At 70.5% G+C, this 25,159-nt stretch carries 23 protein-coding genes; 1 reads left to right on the forward strand and 22 read right to left on the reverse strand.

Annotated features, from left to right (window positions below):
- Positions 1-38: 38 nt before the first annotated feature.
- From dnaE to R8F63_07775, 3 genes are all read right to left on the reverse strand, one after another.
- A complete protein-coding gene (dnaE, locus tag R8F63_07765) occupies positions 39-3,590 on the reverse strand; it encodes a DNA polymerase III subunit alpha (protein ID MDW3218498.1) in 3,552 nt (1,183 codons plus the stop codon).
- A 138-nt stretch (positions 3,591-3,728) separates the two neighbouring features.
- A complete protein-coding gene (locus tag R8F63_07770) occupies positions 3,729-4,229 on the reverse strand; it encodes a proteasome activator (protein MDW3218499.1) in 501 nt (166 codons plus the stop codon).
- A gap of 17 nt (positions 4,230-4,246) precedes the next feature.
- Positions 4,247-5,353 (reverse strand): alkaline phosphatase family protein, encoded by a 1,107-nt coding sequence (locus R8F63_07775; GenBank protein MDW3218500.1) that lies wholly within the window; start codon positions 5,351-5,353, stop codon positions 4,247-4,249.
- A 71-nt stretch (positions 5,354-5,424) separates the two neighbouring features.
- On the opposite strand from R8F63_07775, the gene R8F63_07780 reads away from it, so the two are divergent.
- Positions 5,425-5,871, forward strand: a complete 447-nt coding sequence (locus tag R8F63_07780; protein ID MDW3218501.1) for an Rrf2 family transcriptional regulator — start codon at positions 5,425-5,427, stop codon at positions 5,869-5,871.
- Positions 5,872-5,878: 7 nt separating this feature from the next.
- Here R8F63_07780 and R8F63_07785 read toward each other — a convergent pair whose 3' ends face one another.
- The 19 genes from R8F63_07785 to rsmH form a co-directional block, all read right to left on the reverse strand.
- Positions 5,879-6,799 carry an RluA family pseudouridine synthase gene (locus R8F63_07785; protein ID MDW3218502.1) on the reverse strand — a complete coding sequence of 307 codons (921 nt, stop codon included), beginning with the start codon at positions 6,797-6,799 and terminating at the stop codon, positions 5,879-5,881.
- A gap of 23 nt (positions 6,800-6,822) precedes the next feature.
- Complete coding sequence (locus R8F63_07790) at positions 6,823-7,458, reverse strand: hypothetical protein (GenBank protein MDW3218503.1); 636 nt, start codon at positions 7,456-7,458, stop codon at positions 6,823-6,825.
- 118 nt (positions 7,459-7,576) lie between these two features.
- Positions 7,577-9,061: a DivIVA domain-containing protein gene (locus R8F63_07795; protein MDW3218504.1), complete on the reverse strand. Its 1,485-nt coding sequence runs from the start codon at positions 9,059-9,061 to the stop codon at positions 7,577-7,579.
- Positions 9,062-9,115: 54 nt separating this feature from the next.
- Entirely contained in the window at positions 9,116-9,367 is a 252-nt protein-coding gene (locus R8F63_07800; protein MDW3218505.1) for a YggT family protein, read from the reverse strand.
- Positions 9,368-9,379: 12 nt separating this feature from the next.
- Positions 9,380-9,970 carry a cell division protein SepF gene (gene sepF / locus R8F63_07805; protein ID MDW3218506.1) on the reverse strand — a complete coding sequence of 197 codons (591 nt, stop codon included), beginning with the start codon at positions 9,968-9,970 and terminating at the stop codon, positions 9,380-9,382.
- Between the two features lie 62 nt (positions 9,971-10,032).
- Complete coding sequence (locus tag R8F63_07810; GenBank protein ID MDW3218507.1) at positions 10,033-10,677, reverse strand: YggS family pyridoxal phosphate enzyme; 645 nt, start codon at positions 10,675-10,677, stop codon at positions 10,033-10,035.
- Entirely contained in the window at positions 10,674-11,354 is a 681-nt protein-coding gene (locus R8F63_07815; protein MDW3218508.1) for a laccase domain-containing protein, read from the reverse strand. The genes R8F63_07810 and R8F63_07815 overlap by 4 nt, the downstream gene beginning before the upstream one ends.
- A 4-nt stretch (positions 11,355-11,358) precedes the next feature.
- Positions 11,359-12,468: a cell division protein FtsZ gene (gene ftsZ / locus R8F63_07820; protein ID MDW3218509.1), complete on the reverse strand. Its 1,110-nt coding sequence runs from the start codon at positions 12,466-12,468 to the stop codon at positions 11,359-11,361.
- A gap of 122 nt (positions 12,469-12,590) precedes the next feature.
- A complete protein-coding gene (locus R8F63_07825; GenBank protein ID MDW3218510.1) occupies positions 12,591-13,379 on the reverse strand; it encodes an FtsQ-type POTRA domain-containing protein in 789 nt (262 codons plus the stop codon).
- 3 nt (positions 13,380-13,382) lie between these two features.
- On the reverse strand, positions 13,383-14,312 hold the full coding sequence (gene murB, locus R8F63_07830; protein ID MDW3218511.1) for a UDP-N-acetylmuramate dehydrogenase: 930 nt from the start codon (positions 14,310-14,312) through the stop codon (positions 13,383-13,385).
- A 1-nt stretch (position 14,313) separates the two neighbouring features.
- Positions 14,314-15,690 carry a UDP-N-acetylmuramate--L-alanine ligase gene (gene murC / locus R8F63_07835; GenBank protein ID MDW3218512.1) on the reverse strand — a complete coding sequence of 459 codons (1,377 nt, stop codon included), beginning with the start codon at positions 15,688-15,690 and terminating at the stop codon, positions 14,314-14,316.
- Positions 15,680-16,819: an undecaprenyldiphospho-muramoylpentapeptide beta-N-acetylglucosaminyltransferase gene (murG, locus tag R8F63_07840; protein MDW3218513.1), complete on the reverse strand. Its 1,140-nt coding sequence runs from the start codon at positions 16,817-16,819 to the stop codon at positions 15,680-15,682. The genes murC and murG overlap by 11 nt, the downstream gene beginning before the upstream one ends.
- A gap of 3 nt (positions 16,820-16,822) precedes the next feature.
- Positions 16,823-18,022: a putative lipid II flippase FtsW gene (ftsW, locus tag R8F63_07845; GenBank protein ID MDW3218514.1), complete on the reverse strand. Its 1,200-nt coding sequence runs from the start codon at positions 18,020-18,022 to the stop codon at positions 16,823-16,825.
- Positions 18,019-19,347: a UDP-N-acetylmuramoyl-L-alanine--D-glutamate ligase gene (gene murD, locus R8F63_07850; protein ID MDW3218515.1), complete on the reverse strand. Its 1,329-nt coding sequence runs from the start codon at positions 19,345-19,347 to the stop codon at positions 18,019-18,021. Before murD ends, ftsW begins: the two co-directional genes overlap by 4 nt.
- Positions 19,344-20,402 (reverse strand): phospho-N-acetylmuramoyl-pentapeptide-transferase, encoded by a 1,059-nt coding sequence (gene mraY / locus R8F63_07855; protein MDW3218516.1) that lies wholly within the window; start codon positions 20,400-20,402, stop codon positions 19,344-19,346. The genes murD and mraY overlap by 4 nt, the downstream gene beginning before the upstream one ends.
- Positions 20,399-21,805, reverse strand: coding sequence for a UDP-N-acetylmuramoyl-L-alanyl-D-glutamate--2,6-diaminopimelate ligase (locus tag R8F63_07860; protein ID MDW3218517.1), 1,407 nt, complete (start codon positions 21,803-21,805; stop codon positions 20,399-20,401). The genes mraY and R8F63_07860 overlap by 4 nt, the downstream gene beginning before the upstream one ends.
- The gene (locus R8F63_07865) at positions 21,802-23,574 is read right to left on the reverse strand and encodes a penicillin-binding protein 2 (GenBank protein MDW3218518.1); all 1,773 of its coding nucleotides are present in this window, start codon (positions 23,572-23,574) and stop codon (positions 21,802-21,804) included. The genes R8F63_07860 and R8F63_07865 overlap by 4 nt, the downstream gene beginning before the upstream one ends.
- A gap of 122 nt (positions 23,575-23,696) precedes the next feature.
- The gene (locus R8F63_07870; GenBank protein MDW3218519.1) at positions 23,697-24,176 is read right to left on the reverse strand and encodes a hypothetical protein; all 480 of its coding nucleotides are present in this window, start codon (positions 24,174-24,176) and stop codon (positions 23,697-23,699) included.
- Positions 24,176-25,150, reverse strand: coding sequence for a 16S rRNA (cytosine(1402)-N(4))-methyltransferase RsmH (rsmH, locus tag R8F63_07875; protein ID MDW3218520.1), 975 nt, complete (start codon positions 25,148-25,150; stop codon positions 24,176-24,178). The genes R8F63_07870 and rsmH overlap by 1 nt, the downstream gene beginning before the upstream one ends.
- Positions 25,151-25,159: the final 9 nt, after the last annotated feature.

The following is a 25,159-nucleotide window of genomic DNA, read 5'->3' on the forward strand; positions in this document are numbered from 1 at the left end:
ACCTCACGCCGCGTGAACGCGGCGCGACGGCGCGTGGATCAGACGAGGATGGAGTCCGGCCCGAGCAGCACGCGGAGCTCCGCGACCACGCCGTTCGCGTTGTTGACGGCATAGTCGTCGGGCAGCCGGATCACCCGTCGATCGCTGAGGTGCAGCTCCACCGGCGAGTCGCCGGGGTGGGCGGCGAGAATGCCCTTGAGGTCGATGATCTTCGATTCGTCCTCGCTGATGGAGTCGAGCCTCACCCGCACCGGTTGGTTGTCGGACAGGTCCTCGACGACCTCGATGTCCTGGGCGAACAGCTTCGGCAGGTCGTCGCCGTTCTCGGTGCGGCCGCGGACGAGCACGATCGTGTCGTCCTCCAGCTTGGGCCCGTGTTCCTGCATCGTGCGGGGGAACACCATCACCTCCACCGACCCTTCGAGGTCCTCGAGCTCGAACACGGCCATGAGGTCGCCCTTGCGCGTCCACTTGCGTTGGAGGTTGGTGATCACGCCACCCACCTTCTTGATCGCGCCGTCCTCCGCGTCGGCCAGCTCGCCGACCGAGCAATCCGCCTTGCGTCGCACCTGTTGCTCGAAACCGAGCAGCGGGTGATCCGAGATGTAGAGCCCGAGCATCTCCTTCTCGTGGCTCAACTTCGGCATCTTCTCGAACTCGATGTCGGGGATCGGCGGCCGCTCGTCGAACGTCGGGCCGTCGTCGAGTTCGCCGAACAACGACATGACCCCCATGTCGTGTTCCTTCCGCCGCTGCACGGTGAGATCGATGATCTGCTCGTGGACCTGGAGCAGGCCCTTGCGGGGGTGTCCGAGGGAGTCGAACGCGCCACCCTTGATCAGCGACTCGATCGTGCGCTTGTTGAGCGCCTCCAGATCGACCCGTTCGACGAAGTCGACGAACGACGCGAACGGACCGTTGGCGTTGCGTTCCTCGAGCACCTTCTCCACGAACCCCACGCCGACGTTGCGGATGGCCGAGAGCCCGAACACGATGTGGCCCGGCGCGACGGAGGCGTCGGCTCCGGTCGACCAGTCCAGGTTCGGCACGGGTGTGAAGTCGGACTCGGACCGATTGATGTCGGGAACCTCGACCTCGATGCCCATCAGGCGGCACTCGTTCAGGTAGACGGCCGCCGATTCGAGCTTCGTCTTGACGCTCGTGAGCAGGGCCGACAGGTACTCGACCGGATAGTTCGCCTTGAGATAGGCGATCTGGTAGGCGACATAGCCATAGCCGTACGAGTGCGACTTGTTGAACGCGTAATCGGCGAACTGGGCGATGATGTCGAACATCTCCGTCGCCAGGCTCTGCTCGTAGCCGTTGGCCACGACGCCGGAGACGAACTTCTCCCGCTCCTTCTCCATCGCCTCACGGATCTTCTTGCCCATCGCCTTGCGCAGGGAGTCCGCTTCGGCCAGCGAGTAGCCCGCGAACTTCTGCGCCATCCGCATGACGCTCTCCTGATAGATCATCAGGCCGTAGGTGTCACCCAGGATCTCGCGGGCGTCGTCGTGGATGAAGGTGATGTCCTGCCGACCGTTCTTGCGGTCGGCGTAGTCGTTGTGCATGTTCGCCGCCATCGGACCGGGCCGATAGAGGGCGACGAGCGCGGCGACGTCGTCGAAAGAGTCGGGCGCGAGCGAGCGGATGAGGGCCCGCATCGGACCGGACTCGAGCTGGAACACGCCGATCGTGTTGCCCTGCTTGAGCAGATCGAACGTCGGCCCGTCGTCGAGGTCCACGGCGTCGATGTCGAGCTCGACGCCCTGCGTCTCCTGGATGAGCTCGAGGCAGTCGGAGATCACATCGAGGTTGCGCAGACCGAGGAAGTCCATCTTGAGCAGCCCGAGATCCTCGACCCCGTGCATCTCGTACTGGGTGACGACGGGCGCTTCCTCGATGGTCTTCCCCGCCTCCGGCTTGCGCTGGATCGGCAGGTATTCCGTCAGCCGCTCGTTGGTGATCACCACCGCCGCGGCGTGGATGCCGTCCTGGCGACGAAGCCCCTCGAGCCCCTTCGCGACCTCGACCACGCGGGCGATGTCGGCGTCGGAGCTCACCATGTCGCGCAGCTCACCGGCGGCCTTGTAGCCGTCGTTGTACTTCGGGTGCTCCTCGAAGCAGTACTTCAGCGGCGTGTCGCGGCCCATGATCAACGGCGGCATCGCCTTGGCGACCTTGTCGCCGACGGCGTAGGGGTAGCCGAGCACGCGGGCGGCGTCGCGCACCGCGGCACGGGCCTTGATCTGGGAGAAGGTGACGATCTGGGCGACATTGTCGCGGCCGTACTTGTCGGCCGCGTAGCGGATCATGTTGTCCCGGTAGCGGGTGTCGAAGTCCATGTCGATGTCCGGCATCGACACCCGCGACGGGTTGAGGAAGCGCTCGAACAGCAGGTCGTACTTGATCGGGTCGAGATCCGTGATCCAGAGCGTGTAGGCCACCGCACAACCCGCCGCCGAACCACGGCCCGGGCCCACCCGGATGTCGTTGTCCCGGGCGAACCGGATCAGGTCCCAGGTGATCAAGAAGTAGGCGGAGAACCCCATGCTGTCGATGACGCCGAGCTCGTAGTCGAGCCGCTCGGTGACCTCGGGCGACAGGGTCTGCCCCCACCGCTTGCGGGCCCCCTCGTAGGTGAGGTGGCGGAGATAGTCCGTGTCGGTCGCGAAGCCCTCCGGCAGGGGGAACTCCGGCAGCTGGGGCTGACCGAACTCGATGGTGACGTCGGCTCGCTCCGCGATCCACAGCGAGTTGTCGCACGCCGACGGCACCTCCTCGAACAGACGTCGCATCTCGCCCGCGGTCTTCAGATAGTGCTGGTCGCCGTGGAACTTGAACCGGTCGGTGTCGGCCAGCAGCGAGCCGGTCTGCACGCACAACAGCGCGTCGTGGGCCTCCGCGTCGTGCTGGTGGGTGTAGTGGCTGTCGTTGGTCGCGAGGAGCGGCGCACCGATCTTCTTCGCGATCTCGAGCAGCATCGGATTGGTCCGACGCTGCTCGGGGATGCCGTGGTCCTGCATCTCGATGAAGAAGTTGTCGCGTCCGAAGATGTCCTGGAAGCGCGCCGCCTGCTCGAGCGCGACCTGCTCCTGGCCCTGCATGAGCGACTGGAGGACGTGACCACCGAGACATCCCGACGTGATGATGAGGCCCTCGTGGTACTGCTCCAGGAGGTCCCAGTCCGCCCGTGGCTTGTAGTGGTAGCCCTCCAGGAACGCCTTCGACGAGAGCTGGATGAGGTTCTTGTAGCCCACGTCGCTCTCGGCAAGGAGGATCGCGTGGTAGTAGAGCTTCCTCCCTCCACCGGTGTCGCCGCCGGAATCGTCGGCCTTGCCCCGGCGACTCGGGCGCTCGTCACGTGATTCGTGGGCGAGGTACACCTCGGTGCCGATGATCGGCTTGATCCCCTGATCACGACAGCCGCGATAGAAGTCGAGAACGCCGTACATGTTGCCGTGGTCGGTGATCCCCAGGGCCGGTTGACCGTCGACGGCCGCGGCGTGGATCACGTCGTCGAGACGCGACGCCCCGTCCAACATCGAGTACTCGGTGTGGACGTGGAGGTGGGTGAACGAATCGCCCATGGGCTCCCCTGGAATCGATGCTGTGGACCGGCCTGTGGACGCGGTGTGGACAAATCACAACCGTGTCATTCGACCATACCGGGGTCGTCCCCCGACCGCCAGCGCGGCGAGAACGCGATGTTCAGAGGAACGCGATGTTCAGAGGTAGGTGCCCGGACGTTCCTCGCCCGGGTCCACACCATCGGCTCGGCCCGAGGGCAGCTGTCCCCGCATCGTCTGGAGTTGCTGCTGCGCCGCCATCTGCTGGGCGAAAAGCATCGCCTGCATCCCCTGCACGAGCCCCTCCAGCCAGCCGACGAGCTGCGCCTTGGCGATCTGCAGTTCGGCGCTGCTCGGCGTCGCGTCGCGGTCGAACGGCAGGGCGAGCCGGCTCAACTCGCTCTGGAGATCGGGGGAAAGGGCCCCACCCAGCTCCTCGACGGAGGTGGCGTAGATCTCGCGCAACCGATCCCGGCTGGCCTCGTCGAGGGTCGCCGAGCGGACCTCCTCGAGGAGCTGTTTCATCATCGTTCCGATCCGCATCACCTTGGCCGGGTGATCGACGGTCTCGTCGACGCCGTCCTTCTCCGCGTCGGTGTCGTCGGTTGCGTCGAGCACCTCGGGATTGTCGAGGAGTTCGGGGGGCGTCGAGTCGGACACGGCAGATTCCTTTCGGGTCAGCTGGCGAACGTGAGCAGCGGAACGTACATCTCGTCGGCCGTCAGTGAACCATGACGGCCGGCCAATTCGTGACGTGGGGCATCGGCGGAGTCCAGGAAGTACCACTGCTCCTTCGCCACGACGGCGACATCGCCCAGCCTCCCCCGCGCCGCATCGGTGACCTCGGGGCCGAACCAGCCGTCGTCGACGACCTGGTCCACGGTGCGAACCCAGGCGGTGTCTCCGTGGCAGTCCTCGGCGGCCGTGGCCAGGTCCCGCGCGTGACCGGGCACCGCATGCAACCAGCGGAACCGCGCCTCACCGGACTGGCGGTCGATGTGGCGGGCGAGCGTGTCGTCGAGCGCGACGCCGCGACCCGTGCAGTCGACGATGCCGTGATCGGCGGTGATCACGAGGGCGGTGCCGCGGGGCAGCGACATCATCAGGTCCGCGACCATCCGGTCACAGGCCGCGAGCTCGGCGTCGTAGTGCTCGCCGAACCCGTACACGTGCGCGGTCTTGTCGATGCCGTCGTAGTACGCATAGACGAACGGCTCACCGGCGGCGACGGCCTGGCGCACGTTCACCGCGATTCCCGGGAGGGTGTGCCATCCGTCGTGGCGGACGTCGGCGAGATGCGCCATCGTGAAGCCGGTGCCCTCGAAGCCCGCCATGGTCACCACCAGCGGCCGCTGGCCGAGGAACGCCGGTTCGGGCTGGAACCGGCCCGGAACGATCCGCTCCCGGGCGTCGCCGCGCGGGGTGGTCCACCGCAGGGCGTTGAGCACCTCGCCCTCCACGTCGATCCGGTAGCCGACCACGCCGTGGACGCCCGGCGGGGCGCCGGTACAGATCGAGGTGAGCGCCGTGGCGGTCGTGGAGGGCGCCACCGTCGTGATCGGACCGCCGGCCATCGCCGCGAGCGTGGGCGCCACCGCAGGCCGTTCCCGGAGCTGATTCCACCCGAGACCGTCGAGCACGAGGACGACGACCGCCGCCGCGTCTGCGATCTCCGGGCCGACGATGGCATCCTCGCCCGGCTCGTCCGCCCCGAGAATCGTCGGTACGAGCTCGGTGACGCAGCCCCGGCCGTAGGCCGGGAGCACGAGTTCGTCGGTGGTCATGAGGGACATCCTGCTCCAGTGCCGCACCGTGCGTGCGTCGCAAACGTGATGGACGATCTAGGCTCGCACCGATGCGCGTATCGACCCGAGGAGATTATGCAGCCCGAGCGCTGCTCTCCCTCGCACTCCACACCGAAGAGGCTCCCACCTCCGTGCGGGAGATCGCCGAGCGCACGGGCCTCCCCCAGCCCTACCTGGAGCAGATCCTGCTCGCGCTGAAGGGGGCCGGCCTCGTCCGGTCCAAGCGCGGGGTCGGCGGTGGCTATGTGCTCGCCCGCGAGCCGGCCACCATCAAGCTGTCCGAGATCGTCCGGGCCGTCGACGGTCCGATCACCGCCGGCGACTTCGGCGAACCCCACACCGATGGCGCCTGCGATCACGAGGGACAGTGCGTGCTGCTCACGATCTGGGGCGCGGCCGGCACCCACATGCGCGCCTTCCTCGACTCCTTCACCCTGGCCGACATCGCCGAGATGGCGGGCGGTCGACTCGCCTGGCCGTCGCTCGACGAGGACTGAACGCACCCTACGAGCACGTCGCGAGACAGGCCTCGAGCTCGGCCGGGAGCGACGCGACCACACTGATCTGCTCGCCGGTCACCGGATGGGCGAAGCGCAGCTCGCGGGCGTGCAGGAACGGTCGTCCGGGATCGAGCCCGGGTCGACCACCGTCATAGTCGCGGTCGCCGACGACCGGGTGGCCGATGGCGCGCAGGTGCACGCGGATCTGGTGGGTTCGTCCGGTCTCGAGTCGGCAGGTCAGCAAGGCGGTCGGGCGGGGAAGATCGAACCGACGGTCGACGGCATAGTGGGTGACGGCCGGGCGCCCCTGCTGGCTCACGGCCATACGCGTCGGGTGGCGGGGCGAGCGCCCGATCGGTGCGTCGATCACGCCGGCATCGTTGTCCGGGTGACCCCACACGAGCGCGACATAGATGCGTTCGGGCTCATGGGCCGACATCTGGCGCACGAGCTCCGTGTAGGCCGCCTCGGTCCGGGCGACGACGAGGAGGCCGGACGTACCCCGGTCCAGGCGGTGCACGATGCCGGGCCGATGGGGCTCGCCGACCCCCGCGATCTCGGGAAACCGAGCGACGAGGCCGTTCACCAGGGTGCCGTCCTCGTTGCCGGCCCCGGGGTGGACGACGAGTCCGGCCGGCTTCTCCACGACGAGCACGTGCTCGTCCTCGTGGCGGACGGCGAACGCCACGTCGGCATCGGGCGTCGGACGCGGATCGACCGGCTCCGGGAGCTCGACGGCCAGGTGTTGCCCCGCAGCGACGCGCGTCGCCGCCGCGGTCACCCTCCGCTGGTCCAGCCGGACGGCGCCCTCGTCGATGAGTTTCGCCGCCACGGACCGGCTGAGGTCGCAGATGATGGCGACCACGCGGTCGATCCGCTCGTCGGCCAACGCCTCGGGAATCGTCTCGTCGAGTCGCGGACGCATGGGTGCGAGACCGCGCGCTCGGGCTAGAGGCGCCCGAGCCCTCCGACCTTGTACTCGACGCGTTCGGCCGCCCAGGGAATCGCCCGCAACCGTTCCTGGGGAATCGACAGACCGGACTTGACGCAGACGCCGTAGGTGCCGGCCTGGATGCGGTCGAGGGCCGCGTCGATCTGCTCGACGGCGGCCCGGGCCTGCGCGGACAGCGCCAGACCCCGTTCGCGTTCGACCGCGAGCGTGTCGCCCTCGCCCGATTCCTCGTCGAACTGGACGTCGCCCGGCTCGCGCGCCTCGATGAGCGCGTCCGCTTCCGCTCGGTACTCCTCGGCGGAATGGAGGTACTTCGCCCGTTCGGCGAGGAGCCGTTCCTTCATCTCGCCGATGAACTTCGCGCCGAACGGTGATTTCGCGGCCTTCTTGGTCACCTTTTTCTTCGCCGCTTTCGTCGTGGTCTTCTTCGTGGACTTCGTCGTGGTCTTCTTGGCGGCCTTGGCCGGCGCCTTCGTGGTGGCTTTGCTGGCCGAGGCCTTCTTCGCGGCCTTGGCCGGCGATTTCCGGGCCGCGGCCTTCTTCGCCGGCGCCTTGCCCGCCGTCTTCTTGGTGGATTTCTTGGCGGCGCGCTTCTTGGCGGCCTTCTTGGTTGCTTTCTTCGCCGTCGCCATGATCTCGGCTCCTTGCCCACGAGCCGACGCCGTCGCCCCGGTTCGAAGCGATGAGTTTAGGTGGCGGCGCAACAAATCCGACGGATGGTATTTCCCACCACCCCGCGGGGCCGTGGGATCAGCGGCGGCGTCCGAACCAGGAACGCCCGCCGTCGTCGTCTTCCTGGTCGAAGAACGCCGTCAGCGCATCGTCGTCGGTGACCGCAACGACCTCACCCTCCATGGCATCGCGCAACTGGGCGAGGAAGGGATCCTCCTCGGTCGATTCAGGGGTCTCGGCGAACAGCGACGCCTCCTCGGCGATCGGCGCCGCGTCGATCAGATCACCCACCGAGGGCACGGGAGCCGTTGCCGGGCCTCCGTCGTCGAATGCGAGGGTGGAACCGGTGTTCACCGAGTCCAGGTCGGCCGCCGTGACGAAACGGGGCGGGCTCGCCTCCGGCGCCTCGAGGCGGGACTCGAGTCGGCCCGCATAGGCGACCGGCTCGTCGGCCCATGCCGGTTCGTCGTCCCAGCTTCCCGCCCCACCGTCGTCATCGGGCGCGTCCAGGTCGATCGACTCCAGGAGCGGTTCTTCGACGAGCGCCGGCTCGTCGGGCTCGGGGTCGACGAGGTCGATCGTGGCCGGCTCGTCCTCGGTGTCCGCGGCCGCGGTCACATCGGTGAACACGACCTCGTCCTCCTCCTCGATCGGCTCGACGATCTCGGCCTCGACCGGCGCTTCGGCGACCGGCTCCGCGACCTCGGCCTCGACGGGCTCGTCCGGCTCTTCGGTGACCGGCTCCGGTTCCTCGACCGGGACTGCAGCCGCCTCGACCGGGACGGCGGCCACCTCGGAGTCGGCGATCTCGGGGTCGGCGATCTCGGGGAAGGTGGCGCCGATGGCCTCGAGCCGGTCGGCGTCGACCTCGACGCCACTCGTTTCGGGCGGGCGCGACGAGCGGAAGGCGTCGGGCGACTCCAGCAGGTCGGTCAGGGCGGACAACGACGCCGTGAGCTGATGGCGTTCGTCGGCCAGATGGCGTTCGAGGATCTCGATGTCGTCGGCGAGGAAGGCGCGGTAGTCCTGCAGCTCGGCGACCTCGGCGGCGAGACGGTCGCGCTCCCCGGATGCGGCCTCGAGGGCGGTGACCTCGGCCTCGGCCAGGATGGTTCGGCGATCCGTCTCGGCTTCGGCGAGGGTCAGGCTGGCTCGGTCCTCGGCGTCGCGGATCGTCGCCGCGGCTTCGGCTTGCGCCTCGCGCAGGGTGACCTGGGCGTCCGCTTCGGCTGCGCTGACGATCGCCTGGGCGCTGGTGGCGGCGTCCGCGGTCATGCGGTCGGCTTCCTCACGAGCCTCCGCGATCGCCGCGTCGGCGGTGCGTTGGGCGAGCACGAGCGTGCGGGTCAGGGTCTCCTCGGCCTCGGTGCCCCCGATCGACGGGCCGCCGTGGGAGCGCGACTCCGCCGCGTCCACGCGCTCCTGCAGTTCGATGAGTCGTCCGCGCAGCACCGCCGCCGCGCGGGCGACCCGGTCGACGTAGGCGTCGACCTCATCGGGGTCGTATCCGCGAAGTCGCTCGTGGAACTCGATCTCCTGGAACAAGGGTGAGAGTTCGTCCATGCGGCGATCGTAGACCCCGGACCGGACCGGATCGGGGAGCCTCGTCGCAGCCGATCAGCAGATGATGCTGAGCAGGATCTGGAGCCCGATGATCACGACGATGAACGACAGGTCGAGCGCCACCGAACCGATCCGCAACGGCGGCAACGTGCGTCGCAGCGGGGCCAGAACCGGGTCGGTCACCATGAACAGGAAACCGGCGACCGCCGCCATCCCGCCGTCGGGATCGATGGGGAACCAGGTGAGCACCGCACGCGCGACGAGCACGACCATGTAGAGGATGATCAGGGTGCAGACGATGCCCATGGCGCGCTCCGGTCAGTCGAGGACGCGCCGGGCCTCGTCAGAGGACACCTCGACGTCGGCCGGGCTGAGCAGGTACACCTGATCCGCCACACGGTCCATCTTGCCGCCGAGCGCATAACAGAGGCCGCTGGCGAAATCGACGAGGCGCCGCCGCAGGTCGCGCTCGACCCCCTGGAGGTTGACGATCACGGGTTGGCCCGACTTGAACCGGTCGCCGATCCCCTGCGCCTCGTTGAACGACGTGGGCGTCACGGCGTGGGGCTTGCTCGGCGCGGTGTCGACGATGCGGATGGCGGACGGGGTCTCGTTGGCCGAGGCCCGTGCGGGTGTCGCCGGCGCGGGCTTCGGGGTGACCGCGGGCGCCGCGTCCGCACCGCTGCCGCCGTCGGCGGGGACGACCCGCACGGTGTTGACCGAGGGGGTCGCGGGGATGGCGCGCACCGTCGAACTCCCCGGCCGGGCCGGGGGCTCGCTCACCGCGCGCACGACCGGACGTTGCTCCTCCGCCGCCGGGCCGCCGGCGGGCGCGAATTCGTCGTACTGCTCGTATTCCTCGTCGGGGCCGAGCCCGAGATAGATCAGCGCCTTCTTGAACATGCTCATCTCTCCTGTCTCCCGAAGGCTAGCTCCCCGACCACCGCGAATTCCGGCATCCCCCCAGGTCATCACCGGCGCAGCGGCCGTGGACCGAACAGGCCCGTGCCGACCCGGACCATCGTCGTCCCCTCCTCGACGGCCACGTCGATGTCCGCACTCATCCCCATCGAACACTCGGCGAGTCCGAGCGAGTCGACGAGCGACCGCAGGCGCGCGAATCCGGGCCGCGCGTCCTCCGGCGGGCCGATCGGGCCGACGCCCATCAGCCCCACCACGTCGAGGCCGTTGTCGACGGCCCGGGCGACGAGCTCGCCGGTCGTCTCCGGTGCGCAACCGCCCTTCTGCGGCTCGCCGGAGATGTCGACCTGCACCATGACGCGCGCCCCCGGGGCCCGCTTCGCCAGCTCGTCGACGAGGCTGGGCCGATCGATGCTCTGCCAGACGTCGACCACCGGCGCGAGCCGCCGCACCTTGTTGCGCTGGAGGTTGCCGATGAAGTGCACGTTGGCGCCGGTGTCGGGCCCGTCGAGTTTCGCCACGCACTCCTGGGCGTAGCTCTCCCCGACGTCGGCCACACCGGCGGCGACCGCCGCTTCCACCGCGTCGCGTCCGAACGCCTTGGTGACGGCGACGACGGTGATGGCGTCGGCGCGCGGACCGAATCGCTCGCGCAGCTCGGCGAGTCGGGCGGCGACCGCGGCGGGCTCGATCACGGGATCTGCTCCAGGGTCACGGTGGTGACCTGTCGTCCGGCGTCACCGCGGACGCGATGGGAGAACCAGTCATCGTCCGCGGTGTCGAGACCGAGATCGAGCAGATCCTCCACACCGGCGGCGCCCAATGATGCGGCGACCGCGGCGGCGACATCGAGCGCGGGACGGCCGGTTGCGGTACGGGCCCGGACCTCCGGCCCGACGAGGGCGGCGACCGTTGCGAGGTCGTCCTCGCCGAACTCGTAGGCGTGGGGCCGCACCACCGGCCCCAGCACGGCCCGGACTGGACCGTGGGAGCGGGCTCGGAGCGCATCCACGGTGTTCGGGATCACGCCCGCGACGATTCCCCGCCAGCCGGCGTGGGCCACCGCCACCGCACCCTCGGCGACGAGAACCACCGGCGCACAGTCGGCGGTCTGCACGGCGAGCACTGCGCCCGGTTGGTCGGTCACGCTCGCGTCGGCGGCAGAGCCGGCGCCCGCACCGGCGACATCGACCGCGACCACGTCGCAGCCGTGCACCTGGCGGAGCCACGTCCACGGTCCGGCCATGAAGCCCTGGCGGCGGGCCGCGAGCTCGGCCGCGTCGAGATCGACGTGGAAGTCGCCCTCGGCGCGCGTCGAGACCCGCACCCGCGCGTGATGGGCCGGCCCCGCAGGGAGGAGCCGCTCGAACACGGGGCTACTTCAGGAAGGACGGGACGTCGAAGTCGTCGTCGCCGAGGTCGAGGTCGTCGTCGTCACCGTCGTCGTGGGCGAACACGTCCGCGATCGGGACCTCACCGGTGGGCTCGCCGCCGTCCGACGCCGTGCCCATGGCCGGGGCCGCCGAGCGGGGACTGTCGTCCCACCGATCGAAGCCGGCCGCGATCACGGTGACGCGGACGTCATCGCCCATCTCGTCGTCGATCACGGCACCGAAGATGATGTTGGCGTCCTGGTGGGCGACGGCGTGGATGATCTCCGCCGCCTCGTTGACCTCCAGCAGGCCGAGGTCGGGCCCGCCGCTGATGTTGAGCAGGATGCCGCGGGCGTTCTCGATGGAGGCTTCGAGCAACGGGCTCGAGATCGCGGCACGGGCGGCCGCGACCGAACGCCCCTCACCGGTGCCCTGGCCGATGCCCATGAGGGCACTGCCTGCATCGGTCATCACGGTGCGCACGTCCGCGAAGTCGGTGTTGATGAGTCCGGGCGTGGTGATGAGGGTGGTGATGCCCTGCACGCCCTGGAGCAGCACCTCGTCGGCCATCTTGAAGGCGTTGAGGACGGAGGTGTTGTTGTCGGCCACGGTCAGCAGGCGATCGTTGGGGATGACGATCAGCGTGTCGACCTTCTCCTTCAACTTCTGGATGCCCTGTTCGGCCTGGACCGAACGACGGCGGCCCTCGAACGCGAACGGCCGCGTGACGACACCGATCGTGAGTGCACCTTCGGACTTGGCGATCTCGGCGATCACGGGCGCCGCGCCGGTGCCGGTGCCGCCCCCCTTGCCGGCGGTGATGAACACCATGTCGGCGCCCCGCAGGGCTTCGCGGATCTCGTCGAGGTGCTCCTCGGCGGCCTGACGTCCGACTTCGGGGTCGCTGCCGGCACCGAGCCCGCGGGTGAGATCGCGACCGATGTCGAGCTTCTCGTCGGCGTCGCTCATCAGCAGCGCCTGCGCGTCGGTGTTGGCGGCGATGAACTCGACGCCCTTCAACCCGGCGTCGATCATGCGGTTGACGGCGTTCACGCCACCACCGCCGACGCCGACGACCTTGATGACGGCCAGATAGTTCTGCGGATCAGACATCGGTGGAGAGACCTCGGGGTGAGAGAGACCGCCGCACGAGTCCTGCATCAACCACAGAACACATGCGAATCAACGGTCGACGGTATCCGAGGCTACGCCTCGTTTGGCGGACGGTGGGTGCGTCAGGGCGTGTCATCGGTGGGCTCCCCGCCGTTGTCGGCGTTGCAGACCTCGTCGCGCAGCGCGGTGGTCAGATCGGCGGCGGTCACGTCGATGAAGTCGAGACAGTCGAGCTCGACGTTCTGGAGGACCGATCGCACGGCGCTGAGCTTGTCCTCCATCAGACCACCGTCGCCGAGCCGGACGGTGGCGCTGCCGATGAGATCCAGGCCCAGGCCGCCCTCGTCCACGGTCACGGCCTCGACCCAGGGGTGCAGATCGTCCGGAATGGCGCGGGCGACGGCGATGGCGGGCAACGCCTCCCGCTCGGCCTCGCCCGGTGCCGCGACGGTCGTCCAGCGCACGACGGGAAGGTCGGATTCGGGACCGGCCGGGCCGATGACCACGCTGTCCTCGTCGACGATGAACGCGCTCGTGGCGTCCGCGAGCACGGCCACGCCGGTCCGGGCGACAACCGTGAGGCGGACGGATCCCGGCCACTCACGCTGCGCCCGCACGGACTTGATCCAGGCCAGTTCGGCGACCGCCGCCTCGGCCGCGCCGAGGTCGAGATCGAACATCGCCGTCCCGGTGACGAGCGCGGCGCGATCGAGCACGACCTCGGCGTCCGCGCCCTCGGCGCCGTCCACGCGGACATGGTCGAGATCGAGCAGTGGCGTGCGGGTGAGCCCCCACGCGCCGACCGCCACGGCGACCAGGCCGAGCGCCACCGCGAGAAAGCGCAGCCGGCGCCGTCCCTCGGCGCGGTGGACCTGCACCCGCCGGGCGCGGATCCGGGGATCGATGGCCATGGCTCAGTCGGCTCCCCGGTCGAAGCCGACGAGATGCGTCTCGGCGACGAGCTCGACGCCGTGCGCGTCGGCGACCCGGCGGCGGACCTCGGCCATCACCGCGAGCACGTCTGCGGCGCGGCCATCGGCATCGGCCTGGATGAAGTTCGCGTGCTTGTCCGACACCGCGGCGGTGCCGACGCGGAACCCCTTGAGCCCCGCCGCGTCGATGAGGCGACCGGCACTGTCGCCGGGCGGGTTGGTGAAGACCGACCCGGCGTTCTGGCCGCCCGGCTGGTTGTCGCGGCGCCACTGGATGATCTCCTGGATCACGGCCCGGCCCGCCTCGACGGGGCCGGGAGTGAGCCCCAGGCGGGCCGCGAGCACGAGCTCGGACGCGGTGAGGGCCGACGACCGGTACGCCAGCGCCAGGTCGGCCGCGGCGACCTCGCGCCGTACGCCCGCCTGCAGGTCGAGGATGGTCGCGCCGCGCAGGCTGTCGGCCATGTCCGCCCCGTGGCCACCGGCGTTCATCCGTACGGCACCGCCGACCGACCCGGGCACGCCGACCGCCCACTCGAAGCCGGTCAGCCCGGCACCGACCGTCGCGCGGGCGACCACGGGGAGCTTCGCGGAGGCGCCCGCGACGACATCGTGGGCGTCCACGTCGATCGTCGCGAAGCCGTCGCCCAGCATCACCGCCAGCCCGTCGAAGCCCGCGTCGCTGACGAGCATGTTGCTCCCCCGCCCGACCACCACGATGTCGAGTCCGAGCCCACCGGTGGCCGCGGCGAGCAGGTCGGCCTCGGCATCGCCGTCGATCCGCACGAACGCCGCCGCGGGGCCGCCGACGCGGTAGGTCGTGCGCGCGCCGAGGGGCGCGTCACGTTCGACCTTCGGGCCGAGGGGGGTCGACGCGAGCCGATCCAGCGCGGCTGCGAGCGCGTCGTTCATGTCACGCCGCGGCCCGGAGCCGGGCGATGACGGGATCGGCGATGCCGGTGAGGTCGCCGGCGCCGAGCGTGAGGCACAGGTCCCCCGGACGGAGGCGGTTCACCAGCCAGGACTGCACGTCCACGAGACGGGGCATGTAGGCGACTTGGGCCCACGGATGCCGGTCGAGCACCGCATCGACGATCAGCTTGCCGCTCACCCCCGGCCGCGGGGTCTCCCCGGCCGAGTAGACGTCGGTCAGCACCAGGTCGTCGACGCCGACGAACGCATCCCCGAAGTCCTGCCACAACGCCGCCGTGCGGGAGTAGCGGTGGGGTTGGAAGACACACACCACGCGACCCCAGCCGCCCTCGCGGACGGCGTGGACCATCGCCGCGACCTCCGATGGCAGGTGGGCGTAGTCGTCGATGAACGTGATGCCGTTCGCCTCGCCCCGGAACTCGAAGCGCCGGGCCACGCCGCCGAAGCGGGCGAGGGCGCGCACCGCCGCATCGAAGGGCGCGCCGATCTCGATGGCGGTGACCGCAGCGGCGGCCGCGTTGCGGGCGTTGTGTTCGCCGGGCGTCGGCAGAGAGATGCGTCCGAGCTCGGCCCCGTCGTGGACGATCGTGAACGCGATCGAGCTGCGGCCGGGCTCGACGTCGGTCATGCGGTAGTCGGCGCGATCGTCGGTCCCGTAGGTGGTGGCGCCGGTCCGCTCGGCGAGCAGGGCCGCCCCGGGATCGTCGATGCACATGACGCGGGTGGCGGCGGCCGACGCGAACTCGACGAACGCCGCCTCCAGCACCGCGGGATCGTTGTCGTAGGTCTCGAGATGGTCGGGTTCGACGTTCGTCACCACGGCGACCTCGGCCCCGAGGGACAGGAACGTCTTGTCGCTCTCGTCCGCCTCGATCACGAGCCAGTCGCCGTCGTCCCAGACCGCGCCGGATCCGATCTCGTTGACGTCCCCGCCGATGATGAAGGACGGCGCCATGCCTGCTTCGACCAGGACGAGCGCGAGCATCGAGCTGGTCGTCGTCTTGCCGTGGGTGCCGGCGACCGCGATCGTGCGGCGGGCCGCGCAGATCGCGGGGAGCAGGTCCGATCGCCGCAGGATCTCGAGTCCCTGCTCGCGGGCGAGCTTCACCTCCGGATTGTGCGCCGGGATCGCGGTACTGATCGCGACGAGCTCGGCGTCGCCGACGTTCGCGGCGTCGTGGCCGATCGCGATGGTCATGCCGTCGGCCCGGAGCCGCTCGGCGACCGGCCCGTCCTTGAGGTCGGACCCGGTGACGCGATGACCCATCCGGTGCAGCACGGTGGCGATCGCGCCCATGCCCGCGCCACCGGCGCCCACGACATGGATCCGGCGGGGACGGCTGAGATCAGGTGTCATCGGGACCTCCGGGCTGGGGTCGAGCAGCGTGCGTCTCGAGGAGTGCGGCGATCGCGGCGGGGGCGTCGGACCGCCCGACCGACGCGGCCGCGGCGGCCATCGCCGCCCGACGTTCGGGGACGGCCACGAGCGCGTCGATCTCCGACCGGAGTCGGGCGCCGTCCAGATCCGCGTCGGCGACGACGATCGCACCGCCCGGCGCCGCGAGCGCGGCGGCGTTGTGGGTCTGGTGGTCGGCCGGCGCACCGGGCAGCGGCACGAGCACCGAGGGCAACCCGACGACGGCGATCTCGGCGACCGAGTTGCCACCGGCGCGACAGAGGACGAGATCGGTGGCGGCATAGACCGAGGCCATGTCGTCTTCGTAGCGGATCAGTCGATGGTCGAGGGGGTCACCCGCGTCGAGCGGCCGGCGCGTCACCAGATCGGCGTGGTCGCGGGCGCCGGCGATGTGGTGGACGACGAGATCGGTGCGGCCCGCCCACGCCGGCAACGCGTCGTACAGGGCGTCGTTGATGCGCCGGGCGCCGAGCGAGCCCCCCATGACGAGCACCATGGTCTGCTCCGGTCCGACGCCGAGTCGACGGCGGGCGTCGTCGCGATCGCGTGTCCGGTCCACGGCGACGATCGCCGGCCGCACCGGGTTGCCGGTCCAGACGGCGTTCGGCATCGGACCGTCGGGAAAGGGCATCGCGCAGGCTTTCGCGAAGCGTGCGGCGAGACGGTTCGCGGCGGAGGGCACCGCGTTCTGCTCCGTGATCACGATCGGCACACGCCACACGATCGCCGCCACGACGCCGGGCACGGAGGCATAGCCGCCGAGCGCGAGGACGACGGCAGGGCGGCGCCGGGCGAAGGCCACGACCGTCCGCGCGATCGCGTACAGCAGTCCGCCGACGGCGGCGATGTTCGCCGGGGCGAGGCGGCGCTGGATGCCCCGACCGGGCAGGGCGATCAGCTCGATTCCGGCGTCGGGCACGAGGGTGGTCTCGAGACCACGGCGACTACCGATCCAGAGGATCGCGTCGCGAGGCACGCCGCGATCGACGAGCGCGTCCGCCACGGCGAGTCCCGGCGAGACATGGCCGGCCGTACCACCTCCGGCGATGACGGCCCACGGTCGTGCCATCGTCTACCGCCCCTGTCGGGCGACGTTGAGCAGCACGCCGACGGCAGCCATCGTCACGACGAGGGACGTGCCACCGAAGGACAGGAAGGGCAGCGTGACGCCCACGACCGGCACGATGTTGATCACGGAGCCGATGTTGAGGAACGCCTGCGCCACGATCCACGTCGTGATGCCGAGCGCGAGCAGCAGACCGAACCGGTCCGGCGCCCGCAGGGCGGCGACGAACCCGGCGCCGGCGAAGATCACGAAGGCCAGCACCACGAACGCGGCCCCGAGCAGTCCGAGCTCCTCGGCGATGATCGCGAAGATGAAATCGGAGTGGGCGAACGGCAGGAAGCCCCACTTCGCCTTGCTCGCGCCCAGCCCGACGCCGGTGAGCCCCCCGACCGTGATGGCGTGCAGCGCCTGGAGCGGCTGGTAGCCGAGTCCCTCGGGATCGACCCACGGGTCCAGGAAGACCCGGAAGCGCTGTCGTCGCCAGCTCGTGCCGATCACGGTCATCGCCGTGCCGAGGGCACCCACGAGCCCGACGGCGGCGAGGTTCACCAGCGGCGCGCCGGCGATGAACAGCATCGTGCACACGGCGACCGCCATGATCAGCGCATTGCCGAGGTGGGGCTGGAGCATCAGCAGACCGATGAAGAAGGCGGTGACCGCGACGACGGGACGGAAGGTGACCGCGGTGTTCTTCATATCCCGCGACGGTCGACTCAGGATGTCCGCGGCGAAGAGCACGAGGCCGAGCTTGGCGATCTCGGACGGCTGGAACGAGAGGGGGCCGACCCGGATCCAGCGGGTGGCGCCGTTGACGTCGACGCCGACGCCGGGAATCAGGACCACCACGAGCAGCACCGCGGAGCCGACCGCCGCAGGCAGGGCGAGCACGCGCAGCCGTCGATAGTCGAAACGCATCGCGGCGAACAGCGCCACCGTGCCGAATCCCGTCCACATCAACTGGCGCCGGAACAGGCTCCACGCCGAGTCGGAGGTGTTGATGCTCACGACCGCACTGGCCGAGAGCGTCATGACCACGCCGAGCAGGACGAGGGCCGCGGTCGCGAGGAAGATGATGAGGAACGGACCGGTGCGGCGACCGACGGGACGGCGCGGACCCCGGCCGTCCGGTGCGACCCGCGAGGCCGGGTGTCGGCCTCTCGATGCGGCTTTGCGCTCCTTGCGCGGCCCCCGCTCGACGGCGGTCATGCGTCCATCTCCGTGACCGCGCGGATGAAGTCGTCACCGCGTTCGGCGTAGTTGCGATACCAGTCGAAGGAGGCGCACGCCGGGCTCAGGAGCACGGGGTGGCCCCCCGCAGCCAGGAGCCGGGCCGTCGCCACCGCACGGTCCATGTCGGTCGCGATCTCGACGGGCCGGACCCCCGAGAACGCGGCGGCCACCTCGGCGGCGGCGTCACCGATCGCGACGACGGCATGGATGTGGTCCCGTCCGTCGGCCAGTTCGGCCAGATCGATGCCCTTGTTGCGGCCTCCGGCGATGAGCACGACCGAGTCGAAGCCACGCAACGCCGCGAGCGTGGCGTGCGGGGTGGTGGACTTGGAGTCGTCGTAGTAGGTCGAGCCGTCGATCTCGCCGACCGGCGCGACGCGGTGGGGCAGCCCAGGGAACGATGCCGCGGCGGCTGCGACCGCCTCCGGCGCCACGCCGAGGGGCGCGAGGGTGGCGGCGACAGCGAGGACGTCCTCGATGTCGTGGGGCAGGGCGCGCCACAGCCGATCGACCGTGGTGAAGGCGCCATCGGGTCCGGTGAGCTTCTCGCCGTCCAGATGCCAGTCCGCCCCCGGCGACCCGAAGGTGACGACGGTGCGGTTCGCCGGCACGTGCCGCATCACCACGGGATCGAGGGCGTTCGCGACGGCGGTGCCCCCGGGGCGGATCGACGAGAACACACGCGCCTTCGCCTGCTCGTAGGTCTCGAGATCGAGATGCACGTCGAGATGGTCGGGGGCGAAGTTCAACCAGGTGGCCACGTCGGGCGCGAACTCGATCACACGGGCGAGTCGAAACGACGATGCCTCCACGACGAAGGCGTCGATGCCGGGCTGGTCGATCGCGCTGACGAGAGGGACGTCGGTGTTGCCGGCCGCGATCGCCCGGCGGCCCGCTCGCTGGAGAGCGGCGACGCACAGCTCGACCACCGTGGTCTTGCCGTTGGTGCCGGTGATGGCCACCACCGGCCGGTCGTCCCACACCGCGGCGAGGTCGAGCTCCGAGACCGCCGGCGGCCCGAGCGAGAAGGCGGGATGTGTCTCGGGGAGTCCGGGCGCGGGCACGACGAAGTCGACACCGACGGCGAGGGCGGCCAGGTCGGCGTCCGTCGGCGACTCGACCAGGTCGACACCGAGATCGCGCGCCGCTTCCCGCAGGGCGTCGTCGGGACGATCGTCGACGGCGGTGACGGCGTGGCCCCGGCGCAGGAGGGCACCGACCACGGCGCGGTTGGTCACCCCCATCCCGACGACGAGCGCACGGACGGGCGCCGCGAGCCTCGCCCGCAGGTCGATGGTCATGCCGTGAACCCCGCGCTGATCGCGTCGGCGTAGAAGAGACCGAGGCCGACCGCGGTGCACAGCCCGGACACGATCCACAGACGGATGATGACCGTCGTCTCGGGCCATCCCCGCAGCTCGAAGTGGTGGTGCACGGGCGCCATCCGGAAGAGGCGCCGACCGGCCATCGTCCGGAAGACGAAGACCTGCAGGATCACCGACACGGTCTCGATGACGAACAGGCCGCCGATGATCGGCAGGAGGAGATGGGTGTTCGTCGCGAGGGCGAGCGCGGCGAGGCCGCTGCCGATCGCGAGGGAGCCGGTGTCACCCATGAAGATCTGTGCGGGCGCGGCGTTCCACCACAGGAACCCCACGATGCCGCCGACCATCGCGGCGGCGACCACCGCGAGGTCCAGCGCCGCGGTGAGGCCGTAGAGGTTCACCGGCTCGCCGTCGATGATCTCGATCTGGCGGAACTGCCAGAACCCGATGAACGTGAACGCGGCGAAGGCGAGCGCCCCCGCGCCTGCCGCGAGCCCGTCCAGACCGTCGGTCAGGTTCACCGCGTTGGTGGTGCCGACGATCAGCAGCACGGCCCACGCCATCCAACCGATGCGCCCGATCTCCCAACCCGGGTTGTCGAACCGGGTGAACGCGATCGTGTGGTGTACCTCGGTGAACTGGGTCATCACGAAGGCGAATCCCACCGCGACCGTGAGGAGTCCGATCATCTTGGCCCGCTTGTTCAGACCGAGGTTGCGGGCCGCCTTGACCTTGATCCAGTCGTCCATCAGACCGACGACGCCACCGCCGATGATCGCGAGCATGACGAAGATGCCGCGTCGCGTATAGGTCGCGCCGGCGAGCTCGGACACGATGTAGCCGCTGGTGACCCCGGCGACGATCGCGAGTCCGCCCATCGTCGGCGTGCCGGCCTTGATGTGGTGTCCCTCGGGGCCGTCGTCACGGATCGGCTGGCCGATCCGGTGGCGCGTGAGCAGGTTGATGAGCGCCTTCGTGCCGAACAGCGACACCACCATGGAGATCGCCGCGGCGACGAGGAGGCGGGTCACGAGGCGCGCCCCTCGAGTCGTCGGAGTTCGGCGCGGGCGACGTCGCGGTCGTCGAAGTCCACGACTTCGTCACCGATGGTCTGGGTGGCCTCGTGGCCCTTTCCGGCGATCAGCACGACATCACCCTTGCGTGCGCCGGCCAGTGCGTGGCGGATCGCGGCGCGACGATCGGGTTCGACGAGGTCCGGTGCGCGGTCCATGCCGGACACGATTCCGGCGATGATCGCCTCCGGTCGCTCCCCTCGCGGGTTGTCGCTGGTGACCACGACATGGTCGGCGAGACGGCGGGCGACCGCCCCCATCTGCGGTCGCTTGGACCGATCGCGATCGCCACCGGCGCCGAACACGACCGTCAGCCGCCGTTCGGTGACCTCGCGAGCGGCCGTCAGGACCGCCTCGAGTCCATCCGGCGTGTGCGCGTAGTCCACCACGACCGAGAACGCCTGGCCCTCGTCGATCAGCTCGAACCGGCCGGGCACCGTCGGCGCCCATGCCAGGGCGTCGGCGATCGCGGCCGGGGCGTACCCGAGGGCCCGGACCAGCTCGGCCGCCAGGAGCGCGTTGGCCACGTTGAACATGCCCCCCAGGGGCAACTCGATGCGATGGCCGGCCCACGTGAAGCGGCTGACCCGGGGCCCGGTCTCGACATCGGCGAGTGCGCCGGCGTCGATGCGCACGACCGGAATGGTCGTCGCCGCCGCGAGATCCTCGCCCCACGACTGACGGGTGTCGACGACCGCCCGGGCGGCGTGCTCCTCGGTGAACAGCCGGCGCTTCGCCGCGAAGTAGTCCCCCATCGTGCCGTGGTGGTCGAGATGGTCCACACCGAGGTTGGTGAACCCGACCACGGAGAAGTGGGTGCCGTCGACGCGATGCTGGTCCAGCGCGTGCGACGAGACCTCCATGGCCACCACGCGGGCGCCCTCGGCGCGGGCGCCGGACAGGAGCCGCTGGAGCTCGGGGGCTTCGGGCGTCGTCCGCACGCCGGTCAACGTCCCGACCTCGCGCGCCGCCACGCCGAGTTCGGCGAGGATCCCCGCGACCAGGCGGACCGTCGTCGTCTTCCCGTTCGTGCCGGTGACGCCGACGACGGAGATGGTGCGGCTCGGATCACCGTGGACCACTGCCGCGGCCGGCCCCATGGCCCGACGCACGGACGCGACCAGGAGCTCCGGCACGCCGAGGTCGAGCGGGCGCTCCACGAGCAGGGCGGAGGCGCCGGCCGCGACGGCGGCGGCGGCGAAGTCGTGGCCGTCGGCGTTGGCACCGGGCACACAGCAGAAGAGCGTGCCCTTCTGCACACGCCGCGAATCGTGCTCGACGTCGGTGACCGAGACGGACGCGGCGTGGGGAGGGAGCGTGAGTCCGAGCCGCTCCCCGACTGCGTCGAGGCGCGCGCTCATCGGTCCTCGGTCTCGAGCGACGCGTCGGTGGGCGGCGGCACCGCCGCCGCGGCCCGCACCCGGTCCGTGGTCGGGGCGACGTCGGTGTGCGGCGGGATGCGCAACTGATGGACCGCGGTGCGCATGATCTCCGCGAAGACGGGGGCGGCGAGTCCACCACCGGTCGCGTGCTGGCTCTCGGGGTTGTCCAGCACGACGATCGCCGACAGCTGGGCGCCCTCGTCGTTGCCCACGACGCCGGCGAAGCTGGTGGTGAGGTGACGGGTTCCCTCGCCGTCGCAGTCGTAGCCGACGCCACACGGCTGCCACGCGGTGCCGGTCTTCCCGCTGACGGTGTAGCCGTTGAGCGCCGCCCGGGTGCCGGTGCCTCCCTCGAGCACGACGTGACGCAGCATGCCCATGACGGTGTCGGCGGCTTCCTCGCTCACGACCCGCGTGGCGGTGCCGGTGCCGACCTCGTCCTTCACGACGACGGGATCCACCCGCAACCCGCCGGCGGCCAGGGTGTTGTAGGCCTGCAGCATCTGCACCGCGGTGACCGCGACCGATTGGCCGATCGCGACCGACGGCAGTTCGAGTCGGTTCGCATCCAACGAGCCGAGGATGCCGCTCGCCTCGCCCTTCAGGTCGAGCGCCGTGGGCTCGCCGAGACCGAAGTCGCGCAGTGTCTGCTCGAACCGTTCGGCGCCGAGTTCCTCCGCCATGATGATCGTGCCGTTGTTGGACGACTTGCGCAGGATCCACAGCGGAGGATGGTTCTCCTCCTCCGACTGGATCGACCGATCCTCGTAGACCTTTCCTTCGACGTCGGCCCCGAGAGCGATCGTGCGGGACCGGGGAATGTCGACGCCGTAGAACTCGGGCCAGGCGTCGTGCTCGAACACGGCCGCGAACGTGAGCGCCTTGTTGATCGAGCCGGGCTCGAACGCCCACGTGACCGCGAGGTTCGTGCTGGTGCAGAACGCCTCACCGGTCTCCGGATCGCGGATGACGTTCGCCATCGCGAGGATCTCGCCGGTGTGGGGATCGGAGACGATCGCCGTGCCGTGGTCGCTTCCCGACTCCTCCACGGCGTCGATCAGGAGCTGCTCGGTGTCGAACTGGATGTTGCGGTCGAGCGTGAGCACGAGGTCCTCGCCCGGCGTCATGGGCTCGACGACCTGGAATCCGCCGGGAATACGCACCGCGCCGCCACCCTGCGTCTGGCGGACGACCCGGCCGGGTTCGCCGGTCAGGTGTTCGTCGTAGTCGCGTTCGAGGCCGCTGATGCCGATCTGGTCGACATCGACCCGGCCGACCACCGCCAGCCCGGAACAGTCGCCGTTCGGGTGCTCGCGTCGCTGTTCCTCCTCGAGATACACGCCGGGAATACCGAGGGCCAGCACGGCCTCGCCGACCGCCGGGTCGACCTGGCGTTCGAGGTTGACGAAGAACTTCTCGCGGCTGAGACGGTCGCGGAGGGTGTCGGCGTCGGTGGACAGCACCCCGGAAAGTTCGCGCACGGCGTCGCCCAGGAGGTCGCGGTCCGTGTCCTTCGCGTCCTCCGCCTGCAGCAGACGGGGATTCGCGACCACGGACGGCCGGGGCAGCGACATCGCGATCGTGCGCCCGTAGCGGTCGACGATGTCACCCCGCGGGGCCGACACCGTCTCGTAGCGGACCTGGCTCCCGATGTCCTCGGCGAGGGCGGCGTCGGGGGTCAGTTGGAGATCGGCGAGGCGCCAACCGAACGTGGTGGCGAGCAGGGCGAGGACGAGGAAAAGCGTCACGACCCGCCCTCGACTGACGGCGGGTCGGGCGGGTACGACACGGCGGGGTCGGCTCCGGCGGCGGGGCAGCGGCATCGAGCCGCCGAGGTTTCGAATCGAGAGTCCTCGCCGCCGGGCCCGACTCACTTCGTCGCGGTCCCATCGGGCTCGGGCGCGCCGGGGAGCGGCGCCGTGGTGAACGGCGCACTCCCGGGGCGGAAGGGGTCGATGGTCGCCGGCGGGGTGAGTTGTCCCGGCGGCACGAGGGTGATGTTCACCGGATCCGCGGCGGGCACGTAGCCGGCCGCGGCCGCCGCCTCGGCGAGACCGGCGGCGGACTCGGCCCAGGCGAGCTGGGCGAGCGAGTCCACGCGGGCGTCCTCGAGTTCGGCGATCTCGGCGTTGACGGCATCGAGGTCGGCCTGGGTCTGCACGACGACGGCGTGCAGGCCGGCGAGCGCGAACAGCACCGCGAAGAAGAAGCCCGCGACCATCGTGGAGATCGTGCCGACGGTGCGGGCCCGCTCGTCGGGGCGGACGACGCGCAGGCGCGCCCGGTTCGGCGTGGCGGCCGGGCGCGGCTGCGCCTTTCGGGCGCGGACGGGGCGTGACGTCGCAGCCATCAGGCAGCCTGCGCGATCGGCAGCTTCTCGACGGCCCGGAAGCGTGCGGCCTCGGCCCGCGGGTTGCGGGCGATCTCATCGGTCGACGGCTTGCGGGCGCCGCGCCACAGCAGGCGCACCGTGGCCTCGTAGCCGGGGGGAGGCGGCAGATCGGGCCGGGGCGGCGGCGCCTCACCGGCGGCATCGCGGAAGTGCCGCTTGACGATCCGGTCCTCACCGGAGTGGTAGGCGAGCACCGCACAGCGCCCGGCGGGGGCGAGCATGTCCAACGCCTGACCGAGCGCATCGTCGAGGATCTCGAGCTCCTGGTTCACCTCGATGCGCAACGCCTGGAAGGTGCGCCGCGCCGGATGGCCACCCGAGCGGCGGGCGGCGGCGGGAACTGCGTCGCGCACGATGTCGGCGAGGCGAGCGGTCGAGTCGATGGGGCGGGCCGCCACGATCGCCCGCGCGATGCGGCGGGCGTGGGTCTCGTCGCCGTTGCGCCGGAGCAGGACGAAGAGGTCACGTTCGTCGAGCTCGTTCACCAGGTCGGCGGCCGTGCGCCCGCGGCGGCGGTCCATGCGCATGTCGAGCGGCCCGTCGAAGCGGTAGCTGAAGCCCCGATCGGCCCGGTCGAGCTGGGGGGAGCTCACACCCAGGTCGAAGAGGACGCCGGACAGCTGGGTGATGCCGAGCGAGTGGAGCTCGTCGGCGAGACCGTCGAAACGACGGTGGCGGAGGGTGACCCGGTCGCCATGGGGAGCGAGCCGGGCACCGGCGGCGTCGAGCGCCATCTCGTCCTGGTCGAGACCGACAAGCGAGATGCGGTCGTTGGCCGCGAGAAGGGCATCGGCGTGGCCGGCCCCGCCGAGCGTGGCGTCGACGACACAGCCGTCGGGCACGGCCGCCAGGACCTCGGTGACCTCGTCCAACATGACCGAGTCGTGTGCGAAGTCCGCCTCACGGCCGTCATCGGTGTCCAGGTCCCCCATGTCGTCTCG

The organism is Acidimicrobiales bacterium, from assembly GCA_033344915.1.
In the GTDB taxonomy this organism is placed as follows: domain Bacteria; phylum Actinomycetota; class Acidimicrobiia; order Acidimicrobiales; family Aldehydirespiratoraceae; genus JAJRXC01.